Below are 20723 nucleotides of genomic sequence, written 5' to 3'. Positions count from 1 at the left end.
GCGCGGACCGGGCCGCTACCCCAAGAGCGTCCGCACGACGGCATCGGCCAGCAGCCGTCCGCGCGGGGTGAGGACGAGCCTGTCACCGGCCGCTACCAACAACCCGTCGGCGACGACGCCCTCGGCGCGGTCACGCTCTTCGGAACTCAACAGGGCAACCGGAAGCCCTTGGCGCAGACGGACTTTCAACAGCACGTCTTCGGTGTGTGACGTCTCGGCGCCGAGCCGCTCGAATCCCGCCACCGGCAGCGCGGCCGCGGACAGCCGCTCGGCATATGCGTTGGGGTGCTTGACATTCCACCAACGGGTGGTGCCGACGTACCCGTGCGCACCCGGTCCCGCGCCCCACCACTGTCCGCCGTCCCAATAGCCGAGGTTGTGCCGGCATTCACCACCCGGGCGCGACCAGTTGGAAACCTCGTACCAGGACATGCCGGCCTCGGAGAGTCGCGCGTCGACCAATTCATAGCGGTGCGCCAGCACGTCGTCGTCGGGAGCGGCCAGTTCACCGCGCCGCACTCGCCGCGCCAGGGCGGTGCCTTCCTCGACCACCAGCGCATAGGCGGAGACGTGATCGACGCCGGTGGCGATGGCCGTGTCGACCGACCGCAGCAGATCGTCGTCGGACTCCCCTGGCGTTCCATAGATCAGATCCAGGCTGACGTGCTCGAATCCCGCGGCCAGCGCCTCGCGGGCGGCGGCAGCCGATCGGTTCGGTGTGTGAATGCGGTCGAGGACACCCAACACCCGTGGTGCCACCGATTGCATCCCCAGTGACACCCGGGTGTAGCCGGCCGCTCGGATGGCGTCGAAGAGGTCGGGCCAGGCCGACTCGGGGTTGGCCTCGGTGGTGATCTCGGCATCTGCTGCCAGCGGAAAGTGCTCGCGCACCATGTCCAGCAGCCTCACCAGGCGGGCGCCGCCGAGCAGCGAGGGCGTCCCACCGCCGACGAACATGGTGTTCACCGGCGGCGCTTGCAGCCGCGTGGACGCGAGTTTCAGCTCCGTCCCCAGCGCGCTCAGCCAGGCGTCGGGATTGACGCCCCCCAGCTCAGCCGGGGTGTAGGTGTTGAAATCGCAATACCCGCAACGTGTTACGCAAAACGGCACGTGCACATAGATGCCAAACGGCTGCCCGGCGATCACCCGCATGTCGGGCAGATCGACCGTCTCCTCGCGAATGGCCATGCCAAATGATCCCACGGCCGACAGGGGCCCCGAGGCCGCCGATCCGGCCCGCGCCGACGAGCCCTGGCGCCAGGTACCTGTGCGCCGAGCGTGCATTCGCTGCGAAATTCCGGGGCCATTTTTTCGCGCTGAGTACACGCTCGTCGTTGCCATGCGGCTCGTCGTTGCCACGCGGTCGGTGTCCGGGAATGGTCCCACCCGCATGTGCAGGAGCCGCCCACCCCCGTTTGTCCGGGACTTTTAATCATCGTGAGCCCAGATTTGACCTGCTCGCGTGGCCGGTCAGCATCCGTGGCACAATGGTGACGTGACTGTCGACCGGCCCGGCCCGCACGTTGTGCTCGTGGCGCGACGGCACATCGATCTCAAGCGCGTTTGCAGCTGTATCTGTCTGCCTTGACTTGGTAGACCCAGCCCCACTGTGTCTCCAGCTGGCTGACGGTTCCGTGCCGCCCAAAAGTACCGGTGAACTGTGCTGGCCGCGCTGGCGATCTTTTTAAGGAGAACTTCCGATGACCACCGCCCGACCCGCGAAGGCCCGTAATGAGGGCCAATGGGCACTGGGGAATCGTGAGCCGCTGAACCCGAACGAAGAGATGAAGCAGGCCGGCGCCCCCCTGGACGTACGCGAGCGCATCGAGACCGTCTACGCCAAGAACGGCTTCGACAGCATCGACAAGAGTGATCTGCGCGGCCGCTTCCGCTGGTGGGGCCTGTACACCCAACGTGAGCAGGGCTACGACGGCAGCTTCACCGGCGACGACAATGCCGAGTTGCTCGAAGCCAGATATTTCATGATGCGGGTGCGTTGCGACGGCGGTGCGCTCTCGGCGGCCGCGCTGCGCACCGTAGGCCAGATTTCCACCGAATTCGCCCGCGACACGGCCGACATCACCGACCGAGAAAACGTGCAGTACCACTGGGTCGAGGTGGAGAACGTCCCCGAAATCTGGCGGCGGCTGGCCGAGGTCGGACTGCAGACAGCCGAGGCGTGCGGCGACTGCCCCCGCGTGATCCTGGGCTCACCGCTGGCCGGTGAGTCGCTCGACGAGGTGCTCGACCCGAGCTGGGCGATCGACGAGATCGCCCGCCGCTACATCGGCCAGCCCGACTTCGCCGACCTGCCGCGTAAGTACAAGACGGCCATCTCGGGTCTGCAAGATGTGGTGCACGAGGTCAACGACATCGCGTTCATCGGCGTCAACCACCCCGAGCATGGTCCCGGGCTGGACCTGTGGGTGGGTGGCGGACTTTCGACCAACCCGATGCTGGCCCAACGGCTCGGCGCCTGGGTGCCGCTCGAGGAGGTGCCCGAGGTGTGGCACGCGGCGACCTCGATCTTCCGCGACTACGGTTACCGACGGCTGCGCTCCAAGGCGCGGCTGAAGTTCCTGATCAAGGACTGGGGCGTAGCCAAGTTCCGCGAAGTTCTCGAAACCGAGTACCTCAAGCGGCCGCTGATCGACGGCCCGGCGCCCGAGCCGGCCACGCATCCGATCGACCACGTCGGTGTGCAGCGGCTCAAGAACGGGCTCAACGCGGTGGGCGTCGCCTCGATCGCGGGTCGGGTGTCGGGCACCATCCTCACCGCGGTGGCCGACCTCGCCGAGCGAGTCGGCTCGGACCGGATCCGGTTGACCCCCTACCAGAAGCTGGTGATTCTCGACGTACCCGACGACAAGCTCGACGAGCTGATCGCCGGTCTGGAGGCGCTCGGCCTGCAGTCAAAGCCGTCGCACTGGCGCCGGAATGTGATGGCGTGCACGGGGATCGAGTTCTGCAAGTTGTCATTCGCCGAAACACGGGTCAAGGCGCAGAGTTTGGTGCCCGAGCTGGAAAGTCGGCTCGCGGATATCAACCTGCAGCTCGATGTTCCGATCACCGTCAACATCAACGGTTGCCCCAATTCGTGTGCACGTATCCAGGTCGCCGATATCGGCTTGAAAGGCCAGATGGTCGACGACGGAGCAGGCGGCTCGGTCGAGGGTTTCCAGGTACACCTGGGCGGCAGCTTGGGCCAAGACAGCGGCTTCGGCCGGAAACTGCGTCAGCACAAGGTCACCAGCGACGAACTCACCGACTACATCGAGCGGCTCGCCCGCAACTTCCTGAAATATCGCGGCGAGGGTGAACGTTTCGCACAGTGGGCCATGAGGGCGGACGAGGACGATTTGCGATGAGCGAAGCAACAACTAAATTTTCAGAAGCCGAACTGCGTGAGCTTGCCGCTCGTGGCGCGGCCGAGCTCGGCGGCGCCAGCGCCAGCGACGTATTGCGTTGGACCGACGAGACGTTCGGCGGGATCAACGGGCCGCGCGGTTGGGCCACCTGCAACTACGTGGTGGCCTCCAGCATGCAGGAGGCCGTGTTGATCGATATGGCCGCCAAGGTGCGCCCGGGCGTCCCGGTGGTGTTCTTGGACACCGGCTACCACTTCGCGGAGACCCTCGGTACGCGGGATGCGATCGAGTCCGTTTACGACATCCGGGTGCTCAACGTCACTCCCGAGCAGACCGTCGCCGAGCAGGACAAACTGCTGGGCAAAGACCTCTTCGCGCGTGATCCCGGTGAATGCTGCCGGCTGCGTAAGGTCGCACCGCTGGGCAGGGCGCTGCGCGGATACTCGGCGTGGGTGACCGGGCTGCGCCGGGGTGAAACCGCCGCGCGCGCCAACGCCCCGGTGGTCGGCTTCGACGAGGGGTTCAAGCTGGTCAAGGTCAACCCGATGGTGGCGTGGACCGACGAGGATGTGCAGAACTACATCGAAGAGCACAGTGTGCTGGTCAATCCGCTTATCTACGAAGGCTATTCGTCGATCGGTTGCGCCCCGTGCACGGCCAAGCCCCTGGCGGGCGCCGACCCGCGCAGTGGACGCTGGCAGGGGCTTTCCAAGACGGAGTGCGGGCTGCACGCCTCGTGACACCCGGCGCGCGATAGAGAACCGACCGTCACGCCGACGTCAGCGCGCTCTCATCCTGGTCTGCCTCGCCGCCGCGACCGGGATCCGTCGCATCGGGGGCGATCGGTGGAACCCTGGTGGCACGCACGTAGACGGTGTCACCGTCGCGTAATGCCAGTGCCTCGGCGTCGCCCCGGGTGATCTGCGCGGTGAAGAAGCCGCCGGTGGCGGCGCTGGTCAACTCGACCCGCACCTCGAAACCCAGCGCTACCACCCGGTCGACCGTGGCCCTGACCACCCCGACGGACTCCGCGGTGCCGTCACCGCCGGCGATCGCCATGTCGGGGTTGCGACCCACCCGGATGTCGTGCGGTCGCACCAGGGCGCCGTTCAGCGTCGATACCGCGCCGAGGAACGACATCACGAACGCGTTCGCCGGGGCGTCATAGACGTCGGTCGGGGATCCGATCTGCTCGATACGCCCGTGGTTCAGCACCGCGATCCGGTCGGCCACATCCAACGCCTCGGCCTGATCGTGGGTGACCAGCACCGTGGTCACGTGCACCTCGTCGTGCAGGCGCCGCAACCATGCCCGCAGATCCTCACGCACCTTGGCGTCCAGCGCACCGAACGGCTCATCGAGCAGTAGCACCTGCGGGTCGACCGCCAGCGCTCGCGCCAGCGCCATCCGCTGTCGTTGACCACCGGACAGCTGATTGGGATAGCGACCCTGAAAACCGCTCAGTCCCACCACTTCAAGCAGGTTGTCGACCTTGGCTTTGATCTCGGCTTTGGGCCGCTTGCGGACCTTGAGCCCGTAGGCGACATTGTCGCGGACGGTCAAGTGCTTGAACGCCGCGTAGTGCTGAAAGACGAACCCGATGCCGCGGCGCTGCGGGGGCACCCGCGTCACGTCGCGACCGTAGATCGTGACGGTTCCGCTGTCGGGTTGGTCGAGGCCGGCGATGGCACGCAGCAGGGTCGATTTGCCCGAACCGCTGGGACCCAACAACGCCGTCAGCGACCCGGTGGGCACGACGAAGTCCACGTGGTCCAGTGCGACGAAATCACCGTAGTGCTTGTACGCGTCGCGCACGATGATGGCGAGGTCGCCCCGGCCGGTACCGGCGTCCGTCACGTCATCCTCCTCGTCAGGTCTGTCTCGCCGCTCGTGCGCGGCGGGCGTCGAGAACCACCTGGAAAATCAGCACCAGCACCGCAACCCCCATCAGCAAGGTCGACAGCGCGTAGGCGCCGTACTCGACACCGCGGTTGTATCGGTCTGAAACAAGCAATGTCAGTGTTTGCGACTTCCCCGGCAGGTTCGACGACACCACGAGCACCGCACCGTATTCCCCCAGCGTACGTGCGATGGTCAACACGATGCCGTAGGTCAGGCCCCACCGGATGGACGGCAGCGTGATCCGCCAAAACGTCTGCCACCAACCCGAACCCAGCGTTGCCGCCGCCTCCTCCTGGTCGGTTCCCAGCTCATGCAGCACCGGCTCCACTTCACGCACGACGAACGGCAGGGTGACGAAGATGCTGGCGAGTACGATGCCCGGCAGGCCGAAGATGACCTTGAGCCCGAGGTCTTTTTCGACGAACCCCAGCGCACCGCCCGAGCCCCACAACACGACCAACGCCACGCCCACGATGACGGGCGAGACCGCGAACGGCAGATCGATGATCGCTTGGAGCAGCCCCTTACCGCGAAACCTGTTGCGCGCGAGCACCAGTGCCGTGGGAATACCGAACACCACGTTGAGGGGGACCACGATGGCCACCACCAGCAGCGTCAAGTTCAGCGCCGATATCGCCGCGGGGGTGCTCACCCAGGCGTAGAACTGGCCGAACCCGGGCCGAAACGTCCGCCACAGGATCAACGTCACCGGCACGACCAACAACACGAAGATGTATCCGAGCGCGATGAATCGCAGCGAATAGCGGACTCCCACCGACGACGTCATGCGGCCAGCTCCTGACGTTTGGCCGCCCGCCCACCCACGATCCGCAAGATGAGCAGGACCACGAACGAAATCGCCAACAGCACAATGGAAATTGCGGCGGCGCCGGTGCGGTCGTCGTTCTCGATCAAGGTCCGTATCCACTGCGACGACACTTCGGTCTTGCCGGGCACGGCGCCACCGATCAGCACCACCGACCCGAACTCGCCGATCGCGCGTGAAAACGCCAGTCCCGCACCGGACAACAACGCGGGCAGCAGCGCGGGCAGCACCACGGAGGTGAAGACCTTCGGACCGCTGGCACCCAGCGACGCTGCCGCCTCCTCGACGTCGCGGTCCAATTCCAGCAGCACCGGCTGGACCGCGCGGACCACGAAAGGCAACGTGACGAAGGCCAACGCCACCGCGACACCCCAAGCGGTGTGCTGCAGGTGAAGACCCACCGGGCTGTTGTTGCCGTACAGAGCCAGCATGACCAGGCTGGCGACGATGGTCGGCAGCGCGAACGGTAGATCGATGATCGCGTCGACGAGTCGCTTCCCGACGAAGTCGTCGCGCACCAGGACCCACGCGATCACCAGGCCAAGAATCAGGTTGAGCACAGTCACACCGGCTGAGATCGTCAGGGTCACCCGGAACGACTCCACCGCGGCGTTCGACGTGACCGCGAGCCAGAACGCGTGCCAGCCACCGCCCGCGGACTGCCAGGCGATCGCCGTCAGCGGCAGCAACACGATCACCGACAGCCACACGGTGGCCACACCGACCCGCAGGGCGGCGTGGCCACGGCCGTGCCCGGGCAGCGGCCCGTGCCCGGTGTCACCGCTGAGCTCGGGCCGGATTGCCAGCGGGTCCGGCGTGATGGCCGTCATCCGGTGGCCTGCGTGTAGATCTTGGTGATGCTGCCGGTGTTCTTGTCGAACAGCTGCGGATCCGCGGTGCTCCAGCCGCCGAGGTCGGCGATGGTCCACAGTTTCGTCGGCACCGGATACTGGGTTCGGAAATCCGCGGCGACCGACGGGTCGACCGGCCGGAAACCGGCTTGCGCCCAGACTTTTTGGGCCGCGGCCGTGTACTGGAAGTTCTTGAAGGCGACGGCGGCCTCCAGGTGGGGACTGGTGTTGACGACCGCGACCGGATTATCGATTTTGAAGGTCTGCGCCAAGTTGACGTGTTCGACCGCCTTGCCCGCCCGCTCGATGGCGATGGCCTCGTTCTCGTAGCTGATGAGCACGTCACCGCTGCCCTGGACGAAGACGTCGGTGGCTTCGCGCCCCGATCCGGGACGGAGTTTGACGTGCTCGGTCACCAGCTTCTTGATGAAATCCACACCGGCCGCGCTGTTGGCGCCCCCGTCGCTCTTGGCGGCGTACGGCGCGAGCAGATTCCACTTGGCCGACCCCGAACTCAACGGGCTCGGCGTGACGACCTCAATGCCGGGGCGTAGCAGGTCATCCCAATCCCTGATGTTTTTCGGATTTCCCTTGCGCACCATCAGCGTGACCACCGAGCCGAACGGGATCCCCTTGGTGGCGTCGGTGTTCCAGTCCTTGGAAACCTTGCCGGCCTTGACCAATCGAGCGATGTCGGGTTCGACGGAGAAGTTCACGACGTCGGCCGGCTTGCCGTCGACGACACCGCGGGATTGGTCACCGGACGCCCCATAGGAAGTCACCACCTGCACGTCCTTGCCTTCATCGGAGGCATTGAACGCCGGAATTACCTTGCTCCATCCGGGTTCTGGGACCGAGTAGGCAACGAGCGTGATGCTGGTATGCGCATTGGCCAGCCCACCGCCACCGACCGCATCGCTGGCACCGCCGTCGCACCCGGCGAGGATGCCGGCTATCGAAACCAGGGCGAGAACAGGCCGCCAGTGCAACGCGGTCCTGATGTCCATTGATGGCCTTCCGGTGCGGAACTTATCGGATCTCGGTCCCGTCTCTGCGGAAAGGCAACTAGAACTTCAGGAGAATTCGAGAACTCCAGAACCAGACCGCACACGGGTTGGGGAGTCAGCGACAACAGTGCACGAAGGCATAGCGCCCCGGAATGCCATATGCCACACGCATGGCGGGAAGCCTAACAGGAATCGATGGTGCCGCCACCGCAGCCGGGGGCGGGGCAGACGCGCCCGGCGCCTTACCGGTGCATCAAATGGGTGACCAACCACGTGCCGATCACCAGCGCCAGCAAGATGAGAAGAACGAGCGTCACGTGCGACCGAGGCATAGGCGTTACCCGGGTGTCCCAGCGGCTCGGCGGGTACGACGCATCAACTCGATGCCCTTGCCGAGCAGGCTGTCGAGCAGGGCCGCCGTCCCGTAGGCCACCGCCAGCACGATGGGCATCACCACCATGGCCTGCAGCACGAATGGGAGCCCCGAAAGCCACAGCTCGTTGCCGTCCCACCAATTGAGGAACGCGTTCACGGAGCTCACCCTATTCGGCCCCGCCGCCGAAAACCAATGCGTGAGGATCGGCGCGCGCCTCGCGGGTGCGTGCGCGGCACGCCGCCTCGGCGAAACGTTGGACGAAGGGCCGCCGCGCGGTCGATGATGTCCAGATGGTTCTGCATGTTCAGTCCGACGATCAACCGGCCCAACCGGTCGAGACCATGCCCGAGGAAGCGTTTCAAGCGGCGGCCGCGACATCGATGTCGTCATCCATCGACCTGCGCACACCCGGTCCCCTTGCCCCCAGTGCGGCCCTGCGGAATCCCTTTCCGCCGATCGCCGATTACGCGTTCCTGTCGGACTGGGAAAACACCTGCCTGATCTCCCCGGCCGGGTCGGTGGAGTGGCTGTGTGTGCCGCGGCCGGACTCGCCAAGCGTGTTCGGGGCGATCCTGGACCGCAGCGCCGGCCATTTCCGGTTGGGCCCCTACGGCGTCTCGGTGCCGTCGGCCCGCCGGTATCTGCCGGGCAGCCTCATCATGGAGACCACCTGGCAGACCCACACCGGGTGGCTGATCGTGCGTGACGCCCTGGTGATGGGCCCCTGGCACGACCTCGACCGCCGGTCGCGGACGCATCGCCGCACCCCGATGGACTGGGATGCCGAGCACATCCTGCTGCGCACCGTGCGCTGCGTCAGCGGCACCGTCGAACTGATGATGAGCTGCGAGCCGGCGTTCGACTACCACCGGGTCGGGGCCACCTGGGAATACTCCGCCACCGCCTACGGTGAGGCCATCGCGCGCGCCGCCAAGCAACCCGACGCCCACCCGACGATGCGACTCACCACCAACTTGCGGATCGGGCTGGAAGGCCGGGAAGCGCGCGCACGTACCCGGATGAAAGAGGGCGACGACGTGTTCGTCGCCCTGAGCTGGACCAAACACCCGGCGCCGCAGACTTACGAAGAAGCTGCCCACAAGATGTGGCAGACCACCGAATGCTGGCGGCAGTGGATCAACATCGGTAACTTCCCGGACCACCCGTGGCGGGCGTACCTGCAGCGCAGTGCCCTCACGCTGAAGGGCTTGACCTACTCGCCCACCGGCGCGCTGCTCGCCGCCAGCACCACGTCGCTGCCGGAGACCCCCCAGGGCGAACGCAACTGGGATTACCGCTACGCGTGGGTGCGCGACTCCACGTTCGCGTTGTGGGGTCTCTACACGCTCGGGCTGGATCGCGAGGCCGACGACTTCTTCGCCTTCATCGCCGACGTCTCGGGGGCCAACCACGACGAGCGGCACCCGCTGCAGGTGATGTACGGCGTGGGCGGCGAGCGCAGTCTCGTCGAAGAAGAGCTGCATCACCTGTCCGGCTATGACCGGGCGCGGCCGGTGCGAGTCGGCAACGGCGCCTTCGACCAGGTCCAGCACGACATCTGGGGCTCCATCCTCGACTCCTTCTACCTGCACGCCAAGTCGCGTGAGCAAGTCCCGGAGACGTTGTGGCCGGTGCTGAAGAAGCAGGTTGAGGAGGCGATCAAGCACTGGCGTGAGCCAGACCGCGGAATCTGGGAGGTGCGTGGGGAACCGCAGCACTTCACGTCGTCGAAGGTGATGTGCTGGGTGGCGCTCGACCGTGGGGCGAAGCTGGCCGAGCGGCAGGGCGAGAAGAGCTATGCCCAGCAGTGGCGGGCGATCGCCGAGGAGATCAAGACCGACATCCTGCAACACGGCGTGGATTCGCGCGGGGTGTTCACCCAGCGCTACGGCAGCGACGCGTTGGACGCCTCGCTGCTGTTGGTGGTGCTGACGCGTTTCCTGCCACCGGACGACCCGCGGGTGCGCAACACCGTGCTGGCGATCGCCGACGAACTCACCCAGGAAGGCCTGGTGCTGCGCTACCGGGTCGAGGAGACCGACGACGGGCTGTCCGGTGAGGAGGGCACCTTCACGATTTGCTCGTTCTGGCTGGTGTCGGCGCTGGTCGAGATCGGGGAGGTGCGGCGCGCCAAGCGCCTGTGCGAGCGGTTGCTGTCCTTCGCCAGCCCGCTGCACCTTTACGCCGAGGAGATCGAGCCGCGCACCGGGCGGCAGCTGGGCAACTTTCCGCAGGCATTCACCCATCTGGCGCTGATCAACGCGGTGGTACACGTGATCCGGGCCGAGGAGGAAGCCGACGGCTCCGGGATGTTCCAGCCCGCCAACGCGCCGATGTAGCCTGCAGCGGCGATCGCAAGTGCGGCGCAGCCGGGCGAAGCGGGTCGCCGCCATCAGGCCGTCGCGGTCAGCTCAGGGCGTTGACCCTGTCCATCATGGCGTGCGCGATGTCGAGTGCGCTGGTGTTGATGTCGGCTGATCCCGGGTCGGTGGATCGCCGGCCGCCGAAGAAGACCACCTCGACCTCGACCAGGCAGTTCGACCGGATACCGATGGCACGCCCCTGCGGGGTTGGCCGCAGGGGCGGCATGTTGGGCAACACCGAGGTCGCGGTTTTGGTCGCCGCGACGGTGGTGGCGGTGCCGCGCACATCGCTGATGACGTTCGTGGTGCTGATCGGGCCGGTCTGTTCCGACGTCGTCATGCCGTTGCACTGTTGCCACTGCTGGGAGAATTGCGCGAACAGTGCCTGTGCTTCCGAGGCCGACGGCAGCGTGACGATGCCCTCCATCACGGTGATCACCTGGGCCGGTTCGCCGTTGTTCCACCACGACTCCGACGCGACGTCTTTGACTTGGGCAGACCGGTACACGCTCTTCTGCAGCATCGCCGTCACGCCCAGGCAACCGGCCTGCGACGTCGACCGCCTGACCTGGAAGAGCTTCTCGGGACCGCCGACCTGGGCCGGATCGCGGGAGACCAAGGTCTGGTCGAGCATCCGCGAGAGCGTCACGCCGTCGAGAAGCACCTTGCTGACCGTCGCACCACTGAGCGGCCGTGGCTTCAGGTTCGGTGCCGGTTTCGCCGTGCCACCCACCACCGTGCCGCAGCCCGTCAACACCGCGGCGGCCGCCGCGAGCATCGCCGCCGCTCTGAATATCCGCATCGTTACTTCTTGCCCTTGTCCCCCGCCGCGTCCGCGGACAGCGCCGCGACGAACGCTTCCTGCGGCACGTCGACCCGCCCGATGGTCTTCATCCGCTTCTTGCCTTCCTTCTGCTTTTCCAGAAGTTTGCGCTTGCGGGTGATGTCACCCCCGTAACACTTGGACAGCACGTCCTTGCGGATGGCGCGGATGTTCTCGCGCGCAATGATTTTCGATCCGATCGCCGCCTGGATCGGCACCTCGAACTGCTGGCGCGGGATCAGCTCTTTGAGCTTGGTGGTCATCTTGTTGCCGTAGGCGGAGGCACCGTCCTTGTGCACGATGGCGCTGAACGCGTCGACCGCCTCGCCCTGCAACAGGATGTCGACCTTGACCAGCTGGGCCTCTTGCTCGCCGGCCTCCTCGTAGTCGAGGCTGGCGTAGCCGCGGGTGCGTGACTTCAGGGAGTCGAAGAAGTCGAAGATGATCTCGCCCAACGGCATCGTGTAGCGCAGCTCGACGCGTTCGGGCGACAGGTAGTCCATCCCCCCGAGCTCGCCGCGGCGCGACTGGCACAGTTCCATGATGGTGCCGATGAATTCGCTGGGCGCGATGATCGTGGTCTTCACCACCGGCTCGTACACCGCGCGGACCTTGCCCTCCGGCCAGTCCGATGGGTTGGTCACGACGATTTCGGTGTCGTCCTCTTTGATCACGCGATAGACCACGTTGGGTGAGGTCGAAATCAGATCCAGGTCGAATTCGCGCTCCAGGCGCTCACGGGTGATCTCCATGTGCAGCAAACCCAGGAAGCCACAACGGAATCCGAAGCCCAGCGCCACCGAGGTCTCCGGCTCGTAAGTCAGGGCCGCGTCGTTGAGTTGCAGCCTGTCCAAAGCGTCGCGCAGGTCCGGGTAGTCCGAACCGTCCACGGGGTACAGACCCGAGTAGACCATCGGCTTGGGTTCGCGGTATCCGGTCAGCGCTTCGGCGGCGCCGCGCCGGGCCGTCGTCACGGTGTCACCCACCTTGGACTGGCGGACGTCCTTGACCCCGGTGATCAGGTAGCCGACCTCGCCCACACCCAGGCCGTCGCTGGCCTTCGGTTCGGGCGAGACGATGCCGACCTCGAGCAGTTCGTGCGTGGCGCCGGTGGACATCATCGCGATGCGCTCGCGCGGGGTGATCTTTCCGTCCACGACCCGGACGTAGGTCACCACGCCGCGGTAGATGTCATAGACCGAGTCGAAGATCATCGCCCGCAGCGGCGCGTCGGACTTGCCCTGCGGGGGCGGTACCTGGCGCACCACCTCGTCGAGCAGCTCCGCCACTCCCGCACCGGTTTTGCCGGACACCCGCAGCACATCGTCCGGGTCGCAGCCGATGATGTGGGCGAGCTCACCGGCGTAGCGGTCCGGGTCGGCGGCCGGCAGGTCGATCTTGTTGAGCACCGGGATGATCGTCAGATCGCGGTCCAGCGCCAGGTAGAGGTTGGCCAGGGTCTGGGCCTCGATGCCCTGCGCGGCGTCGACCAGCAGCACCGCGCCCTCGCAGGCCTCGAGCGCGCGCGACACCTCATAGGTGAAGTCGACGTGGCCCGGGGTGTCGATCAGATGCAGGACATAGTCCATTTCGGCGGCTTGGTCCCCCGATACTTTCCACGGCAGCCGCACGTTCTGCGCCTTGATGGTGATCCCGCGCTCGCGCTCGATGTCCATCCGGTCCAGGTATTGGGCACGCATCGAGCGCTCATCGACGACACCGGTGAGCTGCAGCATCCGGTCGGCCAGCGTCGACTTGCCGTGATCGATGTGGGCGATGATGCAGAAGTTCCGAATCTGCGCCGGCGCGGTGAAGGTCTTGTCGGCGAAACTGCTGATGGGGATCTCCTGGTCTACTTCAAACGTGGGGGGCGCCGCGCGGCCGTTTTACTGGCGGTTCGCGGGCATGTCCAGCGTATCTATGCAGGGTCGTGGAGACCTACTTGGACACAGTCACGCCCGGTTGCTCGCGTCTATGCTGCGAACATGGCCTCTGCCCGGAAATCGCAGTGGAAGACGTTCCAGCGGTTTGCCGAGAATCTGGTGTTCAACGGGGCCCCGCGGCTGGCGCGGCACGTACAGAATTCCCAGACCGTCCTGCGCGAGCTGCAGCAGGCCGTGCGGATCACCGCGAACGTCATCGCCGCCGCGGCGCCGCCACCGTCCGACGCGACGGTCACCGGACGGCCGGTGACCAGCAGCAGCCTGCCCACCGCGCAGCGGGCCCGCAGGCTGGTGTACGCGCCGAGCTTGGACGGCCGCGCCGATCCCGGCGAGATCGTCTGGACGTGGGTGGTCTACGAGGACGATCCCAGCCGGGGCAAGGACCGCCCCGTGCTGGTCGTCGGGCGTGACCGCGGCGTCCTGCTGGGGTTGATGGTCTCCAGCCAGGAACGCCACGCCGCCGATCCCGAGTGGATTGGAATCGGTTCTGGCAGTTGGGATTACGAGGGAAGATCCAGCTGGGTCCGGCTGGACCGCGTGCTCGACGTGCCCGAAGAGGGCATTCGCCGCGAGGGCGCCATCCTGGATCGCGAGATCTTCGATGTGGTGGCGGCCCGGCTGCGCGCCGACTACTCCTGGCGCTGATTTCCGCCGGGCCCGTCAGCCCTGAGTGATGTAGGACTGCAGCTGCTGTTGCTCGGCTTCGAGTTCTTCCATCCGGGTCTTCACCACGTCACCGATGCTGACGATGCCGATCAGCTTTTTCCCGTCCAGCACCGGCACGTGGCGCACCCGGTTCTTGGTCATCAGGACACTGATGGCGTCGACCTCGTCGGTCTTCGTGCACGTGGCCAGCATGCTGGTCATGATCTTGGCCACCGGGCGGGACAGCACGCTGGCCCCATGGGTGTGCAGCTGGCGTACGACGTCGCGCTCCGACACGATGCCGACGACGCCCTCGGCGCCGACCACCACCATGGCGCCGATGTTCTGCTCGGTCAGACCCGCAAGCAACTCACGAACCGTCGCGTCCGGGTTGATGGTCACCACCGCCGCGCCCTTGTTCCGCAAAACGTCCGCTATCCGCATCAAGGCCTCCAGCCGAGTTTGTGATCCGCTTCACACCAGGCTACGGCTAAGTCGCGCGGCGGCAAAGCCACCAACAGAACCTGCGAACAGATCGTGTCCAAGCGCCGAAGACCGGCCGAATCGCTCGATTGGGCCACTGTTCACGAGTGGGCCTGCAAGATGGGGCCATGATCGAGGTCACTCTGCTGGGCACCGGAAGTCCGATCCCCGACCCGAACCGCGCCGGGCCGTCGACCCTGGTGCGGGCCGGCGGGCAGGTGTTTTTGGTGGACTGCGGGCGTGGAGTACTCCAGCGCGCGGCGGCCGTCGGGGTGGGCGCGGCCGGATTGTCGGCGTTACTGCTCACCCACCTGCACAGCGATCACGTCGGCGACCTCGGCGACGTCCTCATCACGCGGTGGATCAGCACCTTCATCCCCGATCCCGCGCCGCTGGCCATCATCGGGCCGCCCGGCACGGGCGAGCTGGTGGAGGCGACGCTGAAGGCATTCCACCACGACATCGGCTACCGGATCGCCCATCACGCCGACCTGAATGCGCCGCCGGCCGTCGAGGTCCGCGAATACACCGAGGGTCCCGTATGGGACCGCGACGGCGTCGCGATCCGGGTGGCCCCCACCGATCACCGGCCGGTGGCCCCGACCATCGGATTCCGCATCGAATACGAGGCGGCGTCGGTGGTGCTCGCCGGCGACACCGTGCCGTGCGCGAGCCTGGACGAGCTGGCGGCCGGTGCCGGCGCACTGGTGCACACCGTGATCCGCAAGGACATCGTCGCCACCATCCCGCAGCAGCGGCTCGTCGACATCTGCGATTACCACTCGTCGGTGGAAGAGGCGGCCGCCACCGCGGCCCGCGCGGGCGTGGACACCCTGGTCATGACGCACTATGTGCCGGCGCTCGTGCCCGGCCAGGAAGAACAGTGGCGCGCGCTCGCGGCCGGAGAATTCGGTGGACGCATCGAGCTCGGCGACGACCTGCACCGGATTCAGGTGGACGCACAATCCTGACACTGCCGACGCTCACCGGACCGACGAATCCCGTTGTGCCGCACGGGTTATAGAGACAGCGGCCGCTACCAACCAGGTCAACACCGAGACCCGCGCGATCGGCAATATGACACCCAGCGCGGGCCGGATCAGCACCGCCACCGCCGATTCGGCGAGGACGGCCGTCGCCAGGCCGATCCGGGCGACCGGCCGGGGTAGCACTCCCCGGGTGGCCCCGGGCGCCGCCATCGCGGCCACCAGCAGGCCCAACGCCACGATGTGGCCCGCGCCGCCGGTGAGAAAGGCCAGCAGGTAGAGCGCTCTGACCAACGCAGTGTCGGCATTGACTTCCGGCCACGACATCGTCCAACCCAGCAATCCGGCGAGAGCGAGCGCCCCGGCGGCCAAAATGCCGCCGGTGAGCGCGATCGTGGCGGCCGCGGCGCTGGCTCCGAGTTGCCTCAACCGCGCGCCGGCCGTCGCCGCGTAGATCGCCAACGGGACCGACGACGCGAACGTCGCGACGGCGATGACGCGCACCGCCGCCGGCTGGGCACGCACGTACGCCGCCACCGCACTCGCCGGGCCGTACGGCAACGGCATGACGCCACCCATCCCGACTCCGATCGCGATCCCGCCGAACAGCAGGCCGATGCAGAGCAGGGAAAGCGACGTCAGGGGCGGCCCGCCGCGGCCGGGGTGGCTCGCGTCGAGCCGAGTCGCGCCCTCGGGTGCATCGTTCATCACGCAACGGTATTACCCGCTAGGCGAGCCGGGTGACCTCCACGGTCACGTCCAGGTCGGTGGCGCCCTCTCCGGAGTAGATGCCTTTCAACGGGGAAACGTCGGCGTAGTCGCGGCCCGCCCCCACGCCGACGTACTGCTCGGTGATCTCGGCGTCGTTCGTGGGGTCATAGCTCCACCACGCGCCCGTCCATGCCTCGATCCAGGCGTGACTTCGCCCGTCCACGGTGTCCCCGACGGCGGCGTCAGGTTTGGGATGCACGTAGCCCGACACGTAGTGCGCGGGAATCCCCATGCCGCGCAACAACATCAACGACAGGTGCACGAAGTCCTGGCAGACGCCCTTGCCCTCTTTGAGCGCGTCCAGACCGGACGAGTGCACGCTGGTGGTTCCCGGAAGGTAGTCCAGCTCGTCGCGCACCCAATTGGACGCGGCGACAACGGCTTCGGCCGGCCCGTGGGTTTTGCTGAGCTTCTTGCCCACCGACGCCACCCGCTTGCTGGCCGGGGTGTGCTCCGTGGGGCGGAGCAGGTCGTCGAAGCGGTCGATCACCGCATCCGAGCGCAGATCGCTCCAGCCCACCTCGGTGGCCACCGGCTCGGCGCGCTCGGTCTCGACGACCGAGGAGGACATCACCGTGAGATCGGTGTGCGGCGCGTGCAGGTCGAACGCCGTCACCGCGGTGCCCCAATAGTCGATGTAGCGGTAGGACCGGGTCGCCGGGATGGTTTCGACGCGGTTGAGGATGACGTTCTGGCGGTTGTTCGACCGCGGGGTCAGCCGGGCTTCGTTGTAGGAGGCGGTCACCGGCGACTGGTAGGCGTACCCCGTGGTGTGCACCACCCGCAGCCGCCACATCAGCCGTTCTCTTTCCTGCTGACCAGTCGGGCGCGCCGGCCGGCATCCGACCACGCCACCCACGGCGTGACGTGAAAGTACTGCAGCGCCAAGGCCTCTGCGACATCGCGGCAGGTGCGCTGCAGGCCCGCCAATCGGCTTTCCAACGTCTCCAGCAGCACGCCGGGCTGGACGAACTCCAATTCGCTGCGGGCCTGCCCGAGCAACCGCTGGGCCTCCGCGGTGGCCCCGATCCGGCTCTGCCGAGTGTGGACCAGTTCGTCGAGGTTGTGTTCGGCCAGCCGCAGCGAATAGAACACCGAACGCGGAAACAGCCGGTCGAGCAGCATGAACTCGACCACTCGGCCCGCATCGAGCACACCGCGGTAGGTGCGCAGGTAGGTATCGTGCGCACCCGCCGAGCGCAGCAGCGTCACCCACGCCGGGGACGAGGCGCTGTCCCCGACCCGCGACAGCAACAGCCGCACGGTCATGTCGACCCGCTCGATCGCCCGGCCCAACACCATGAAGCGATATCCGTCGTCGCGCGACAGCGTCGAGTCGGCCAAGCCGGCGAACATCGCCGCCCGCCGCTCGACGAACGACAGGAAGTCGTGTGGCCCAAGTCGTTTGGCGGCGCGTTCGCGTTCGGGCAGGGCGTGGTAGGTGGTGTTGAGGCACTCCCATATCTCGCTGGACGTCACCTCCCGCGCCGACTTCGCGTTTTCCCGTGCCGCGGTGATGGCGTCGACGATCGAGCACCCACCCTGGGCGTTGGTGCTATAGGCCACCAAATCGGTCAACGACCACACGTCCAGGTCATGGTCCGGCGGGTCGATGCCGAGCACCCGCAGCAGCAGCCGCGAAGCCTGATCCGGGTCGACGCTGGAATCCTCGAGCAATTGGTGCAGCGCCACGTCCAGAATTCGCGCGGTGTCGTCGGCGCGCTCGACGTAGCGGCCGATCCAGTAGAGCGCCTCGGCGTTACGCGCCAGCATCAGCGCACCACCCTGCGCTGCTGCTGTTGCTCGAGCTGCTCGCGGAGAGGCTGTTCGGTGGGTTGCGGCTGTTGCGGCGTCAGCGGCGGCGAGTCGTCCAACATGGGGTCGGGCATGGAGGACGGCAACGAGCGCACCACCTCCGCCGCCTCGAGCTCATGGTCGCCGGCCGACGCCCGCGATGCCAACACCCAGGTGTCCTTCGAGCCACCGCCCTGGCTGGAGTTGACCACCCGTGACCCCTCGACCAGCGCCACCCGCGTCAGCCCGCCGGGCAACACCCACACGTCGTTGCCGTCGTTGACCGCGAACGGGCGCAGGTCGACGTAGCGGGGCGCCAGCGCGCTGCCGACCTGCGTCGGCACGGTCGACAGTTCCATCATCGGCTGGGCGATCCAGCTCCGCGGATCGTCGCGAATCTTCTTGGCGGCGACCGCCAACTCCTTCTGGGAGGCCTCCGGACCGAACACGATCCCGTAGCCGCCGGATCCCTCGACCGGCTTGAGGACCAGCTCGTCGATCCGGTCGAGCACCTCTTCGCGTTCGTCGTCGAGCCAGCAGCGCAGCGTCTCCACGTTGGCCAGCAGCGGCTTTTCGCCCAGGTAGTACTCGATCATGGTGGGCACGTAGGTGTAGACGAGTTTGTCGTCGCCGACGCCGTTGCCGATCGCGCTGGAGATGACGACGTTCCCGGCGCGAGCGGCGTTGACCAAGCCCGCCACCCCCAACACGGAGTCGGCACGGAACTGCAGCGGGTCCAGGAAGGCGTCGTCGATGCGCCGATAGATCACGTCGACCTGGCGCTCCCCCTCGGTGGTGCGCATATACACCTGGTTGTCGCGGCAAAACAGGTCGCGTCCTTCGACCAGCTCGACCCCCATCTGACGGGCCAGCAGGGAATGCTCGAAATACGCCGAGTTGTAGACGCCCGGGGTCAGCACCACCACCGTGGGGTCGGCCTCGTTGGTGGCCGCGGAGCTGCGCAGCGCCCGCAGCAGGTGGGCGGCGTAATCGTCCACCGAGCGCACGCGATGGGTGGCGAACAGGTTCGGGAAGACGCGCGCCATGGTGCGCCGGTTCTCCATCACGTAGGAGACGCCCGACGGCGAGCGCAGGTTGTCCTCGAGGACCCGGAAATTGCCCTTTTCGTCGCGAATCAAGTCGATGCCGGCGACGTGGATCCGCACGCCGTTGGGCGGCACGATGCCCATCGCCTGGCGGTGAAAATGCTCGCAGGAGGTGATCAAGCGGCGCGGGATCACCCCGTCGTTGAGGATTTCCTGATCGCCGTAGATGTCATCGAGGTACATCTCGAGCGCCTTGACCCGCTGGGTGATACCGCGCTCCAGCTTGGTCCACTCGGCCGCGGAGATGACCCTCGGCACCAAGTCCAGCGGAAACGGCCGCTCCTGGCCCGACAGCGAGAAGGTGATGCCCTGATCGAGGAATGCGCGGGAGAGCGCTTCGGCGCGGGCTTTCAGCTCCGAGGCGTCCGACGGCGCGAGCTCGGCATAGATGCCCTTGTAGGGGCCGCGAACCGCGCCCTGGGCGTCGAACATCTCATCGAAGGCCATCTCGTAGGCGTCCGAGGACGTGTTGTATCCGCCGAAAATGCGCTCAGAGCGCGCAGCACGAAAACCCCGCGTGGTCTCCTCAAGCTGGTTCGTCAGACTCACTGTGCAGATGCTGCCTCAAATTGACGTTCTGGCAGCCCACGTGTTCCCGTTTTGGGAGAAAACGTAACTCACTGATAACCTGGGCAATCGCTGTGGTGGTTTCCGGCGCCCAACCAAACGTCTGATCGAAGAAGGAACTCGAGCGTGGCCAACATCAAGTCGCAGCAGAAGCGCAACAAGACGAACGAGCGCGCTCGCCTGCGCAACAAGTCGGTGAAGTCGTCGCTGCGCACCGCTGTCCGCGCGTTCCGCGAGGCCGCCGGCGCCGGGGACAAAGACAAGGCCGCCGAGTTGCTGGTGTCGACCAACCGCAAGCTGGACAAGGCCGCCAGTAAGGGCGTGATCCACAAGAATCAGGCGGCCAACAAGAAGTCGTCGCTGGCGCAGGCCCTCAACAAGCTCTGAGGCCTACCGCCGACGTCATCGGCTGCGCTGGGCGGCTAGCTCGGCAACCTTTCTGACCGCGGATTCCAGGGCATAGTCGGCGTCCGCCACCGCCCCCTTGACGTTCGCGTTGAGCGCGGCCACAACCTTCATCGCCGTCGCGACCGTGTCGCGCGACCAATGCCGGGCCTGTTTCTGGGCCTTCTGCACCCGCCAGGGTGGCATTCCCAGCTGGGACGCCAGCCGGTAGGGATCCCCCGACAGCGGGCCGACGCGGCCGATGGTGTGAATCGCCTCGGCCAGCGCGTCCGCCAGCACCACCAGGGGCTCCCCCCGCATCATCGCCCACCGCAGCGCCTCGGCGGCTCCTTCGATGTCGCCGACCACCGCCTTGTCGGCGATGTCAAAGCCCTTCACCTCAGCCTTGCCGCTGTGATAACGGCGCACCGCGGCGGCGTCGATCACCCCGCCGGTATCAGCGACCAATTGAGAGCAGGCGGACGCCAACTCCCGCAGATCGGAGCCGACCGCGTCCAGCATCGCGGT

20 protein-coding genes and 1 pseudogene are annotated in these 20723 nt (G+C 66.7%); 7 read left to right on the top strand and 14 right to left on the bottom strand.

The window, feature by feature from the left end:
• Window positions 1-15 precede the first annotated feature (15 nt).
• The gene (hemW, locus tag Q0W90_RS01695) at window positions 16-1188 is read right to left on the bottom strand and encodes a radical SAM family heme chaperone HemW (protein ID WP_297772834.1); all 1173 of its coding nucleotides are present in this window, start codon (window positions 1186-1188) and stop codon (window positions 16-18) included.
• Between the two features lie 274 nt (window positions 1189-1462).
• On the opposite strand from hemW, the gene Q0W90_RS24490 reads away from it, so the two are divergent.
• The 3 genes from Q0W90_RS24490 (at window position 1463) to Q0W90_RS01685 (ending at window position 4108) form a co-directional block, all read left to right on the top strand.
• Window positions 1463-1588, top strand: coding sequence for an Ms4527A family Cys-rich leader peptide (locus Q0W90_RS24490; protein WP_366894395.1), 126 nt, complete (start codon window positions 1463-1465; stop codon window positions 1586-1588).
• Between the two features lie 112 nt (window positions 1589-1700).
• On the top strand, window positions 1701-3368 hold the full coding sequence (locus Q0W90_RS01690) for a nitrite/sulfite reductase (RefSeq protein WP_297597400.1): 1668 nt from the start codon (window positions 1701-1703) through the stop codon (window positions 3366-3368).
• The gene (locus Q0W90_RS01685; protein WP_297700697.1) at window positions 3365-4108 is read left to right on the top strand and encodes a phosphoadenylyl-sulfate reductase; all 744 of its coding nucleotides are present in this window, start codon (window positions 3365-3367) and stop codon (window positions 4106-4108) included. Before Q0W90_RS01690 ends, Q0W90_RS01685 begins: the two co-directional genes overlap by 4 nt.
• A 28-nt stretch (window positions 4109-4136) precedes the next feature.
• Here the strand turns inward: Q0W90_RS01685 and Q0W90_RS01680 are convergent, their stop codons facing one another.
• The 5 genes from Q0W90_RS01680 to Q0W90_RS01660 form a co-directional block, all read right to left on the bottom strand.
• Window positions 4137-5225, bottom strand: a complete 1089-nt coding sequence (locus Q0W90_RS01680; protein ID WP_297597402.1) for a sulfate ABC transporter ATP-binding protein — start codon at window positions 5223-5225, stop codon at window positions 4137-4139.
• Window positions 5226-5238: 13 nt separating this feature from the next.
• The gene (cysW, locus tag Q0W90_RS01675) at window positions 5239-6057 is read right to left on the bottom strand and encodes a sulfate ABC transporter permease subunit CysW (RefSeq protein ID WP_297597403.1); all 819 of its coding nucleotides are present in this window, start codon (window positions 6055-6057) and stop codon (window positions 5239-5241) included.
• On the bottom strand, window positions 6054-6926 hold the full coding sequence (gene cysT, locus Q0W90_RS01670) for a sulfate ABC transporter permease subunit CysT (RefSeq protein ID WP_297597405.1): 873 nt from the start codon (window positions 6924-6926) through the stop codon (window positions 6054-6056). Before cysT ends, cysW begins: the two co-directional genes overlap by 4 nt.
• Window positions 6923-7954, bottom strand: coding sequence for a sulfate ABC transporter substrate-binding protein (locus Q0W90_RS01665; RefSeq protein WP_297597406.1), 1032 nt, complete (start codon window positions 7952-7954; stop codon window positions 6923-6925). Before Q0W90_RS01665 ends, cysT begins: the two co-directional genes overlap by 4 nt.
• Window positions 7955-8291: 337 nt before the next feature.
• Window positions 8292-8495: a hypothetical protein gene (locus Q0W90_RS01660; RefSeq protein WP_297597407.1), complete on the bottom strand. Its 204-nt coding sequence runs from the start codon at window positions 8493-8495 to the stop codon at window positions 8292-8294.
• 215 nt (window positions 8496-8710) lie between these two features.
• Here Q0W90_RS01660 and Q0W90_RS01655 point away from each other — a divergent pair, with 215 nt between their 5' ends.
• A complete protein-coding gene (locus Q0W90_RS01655; RefSeq protein ID WP_297597424.1) occupies window positions 8711-10669 on the top strand; it encodes a glycoside hydrolase family 15 protein in 1959 nt (652 codons plus the stop codon).
• Window positions 10670-10736: 67 nt separating this feature from the next.
• Here Q0W90_RS01655 and Q0W90_RS01650 read toward each other — a convergent pair whose 3' ends face one another.
• Together Q0W90_RS01650 and lepA are read right to left on the bottom strand one after the other, a co-directional pair.
• Window positions 10737-11495, bottom strand: a complete 759-nt coding sequence (locus Q0W90_RS01650) for a sensor domain-containing protein (protein WP_297772830.1) — start codon at window positions 11493-11495, stop codon at window positions 10737-10739.
• Window positions 11496-11497: 2 nt separating this feature from the next.
• Window positions 11498-13360: a translation elongation factor 4 gene (gene lepA / locus Q0W90_RS01645; protein ID WP_297772869.1), complete on the bottom strand. Its 1863-nt coding sequence runs from the start codon at window positions 13358-13360 to the stop codon at window positions 11498-11500.
• Window positions 13361-13501: 141 nt separating this feature from the next.
• Between lepA and Q0W90_RS01640 the strand changes: the two genes are divergently transcribed.
• On the top strand, window positions 13502-14104 hold the full coding sequence (locus Q0W90_RS01640; protein ID WP_297772828.1) for a type II toxin-antitoxin system PemK/MazF family toxin: 603 nt from the start codon (window positions 13502-13504) through the stop codon (window positions 14102-14104).
• Window positions 14105-14119: 15 nt separating this feature from the next.
• On the opposite strand, the gene Q0W90_RS01635 is transcribed toward Q0W90_RS01640, so the two are convergent.
• Complete coding sequence (locus tag Q0W90_RS01635; RefSeq protein WP_297597412.1) at window positions 14120-14548, bottom strand: CBS domain-containing protein; 429 nt, start codon at window positions 14546-14548, stop codon at window positions 14120-14122.
• A 167-nt stretch (window positions 14549-14715) separates the two neighbouring features.
• Between Q0W90_RS01635 and Q0W90_RS01630 the strand changes: the two genes are divergently transcribed.
• Complete coding sequence (locus tag Q0W90_RS01630; RefSeq protein WP_297597414.1) at window positions 14716-15558, top strand: ribonuclease Z; 843 nt, start codon at window positions 14716-14718, stop codon at window positions 15556-15558.
• 12 nt (window positions 15559-15570) lie between these two features.
• Here the strand turns inward: Q0W90_RS01630 and Q0W90_RS01625 are convergent, their stop codons facing one another.
• Genes Q0W90_RS01625 through Q0W90_RS01610 form a run of 4 tightly spaced genes read right to left on the bottom strand, consistent with a single transcriptional unit; the run spans window position 15571 to window position 19802 of the window.
• The gene (locus Q0W90_RS01625) at window positions 15571-16281 is read right to left on the bottom strand and encodes a hypothetical protein (RefSeq protein WP_297772826.1); all 711 of its coding nucleotides are present in this window, start codon (window positions 16279-16281) and stop codon (window positions 15571-15573) included.
• Window positions 16282-16300: 19 nt separating this feature from the next.
• Window positions 16301-17140, bottom strand: coding sequence for a transglutaminase family protein (locus Q0W90_RS01620; RefSeq protein ID WP_297698466.1), 840 nt, complete (start codon window positions 17138-17140; stop codon window positions 16301-16303).
• Complete coding sequence (locus tag Q0W90_RS01615; RefSeq protein ID WP_297772822.1) at window positions 17140-18117, bottom strand: alpha-E domain-containing protein; 978 nt, start codon at window positions 18115-18117, stop codon at window positions 17140-17142. The genes Q0W90_RS01620 and Q0W90_RS01615 overlap by 1 nt, the downstream gene beginning before the upstream one ends.
• The gene (locus Q0W90_RS01610; protein WP_297772867.1) at window positions 18117-19802 is read right to left on the bottom strand and encodes a circularly permuted type 2 ATP-grasp protein; all 1686 of its coding nucleotides are present in this window, start codon (window positions 19800-19802) and stop codon (window positions 18117-18119) included. Before Q0W90_RS01610 ends, Q0W90_RS01615 begins: the two co-directional genes overlap by 1 nt.
• Window positions 19803-19937: 135 nt before the next feature.
• Between Q0W90_RS01610 and rpsT the strand changes: the two genes are divergently transcribed.
• Window positions 19938-20198, top strand: coding sequence for a 30S ribosomal protein S20 (rpsT, locus tag Q0W90_RS01605; RefSeq protein WP_297597422.1), 261 nt, complete (start codon window positions 19938-19940; stop codon window positions 20196-20198).
• 15 nt (window positions 20199-20213) lie between these two features.
• Here rpsT and Q0W90_RS01600 read toward each other — a convergent pair.
• Window positions 20214-20723, bottom strand: a pseudogene (locus Q0W90_RS01600) (DNA polymerase III subunit delta); the annotation flags it as partial.

Source organism: Mycobacterium sp., from assembly GCF_025933915.1.
Classification (GTDB): Bacteria; Actinomycetota; Actinomycetes; order Mycobacteriales; family Mycobacteriaceae; genus Mycobacterium.
Note: the sequence above shows the minus strand (reverse complement) of the source record. Positions and strands in the feature narration are given on the sequence as shown.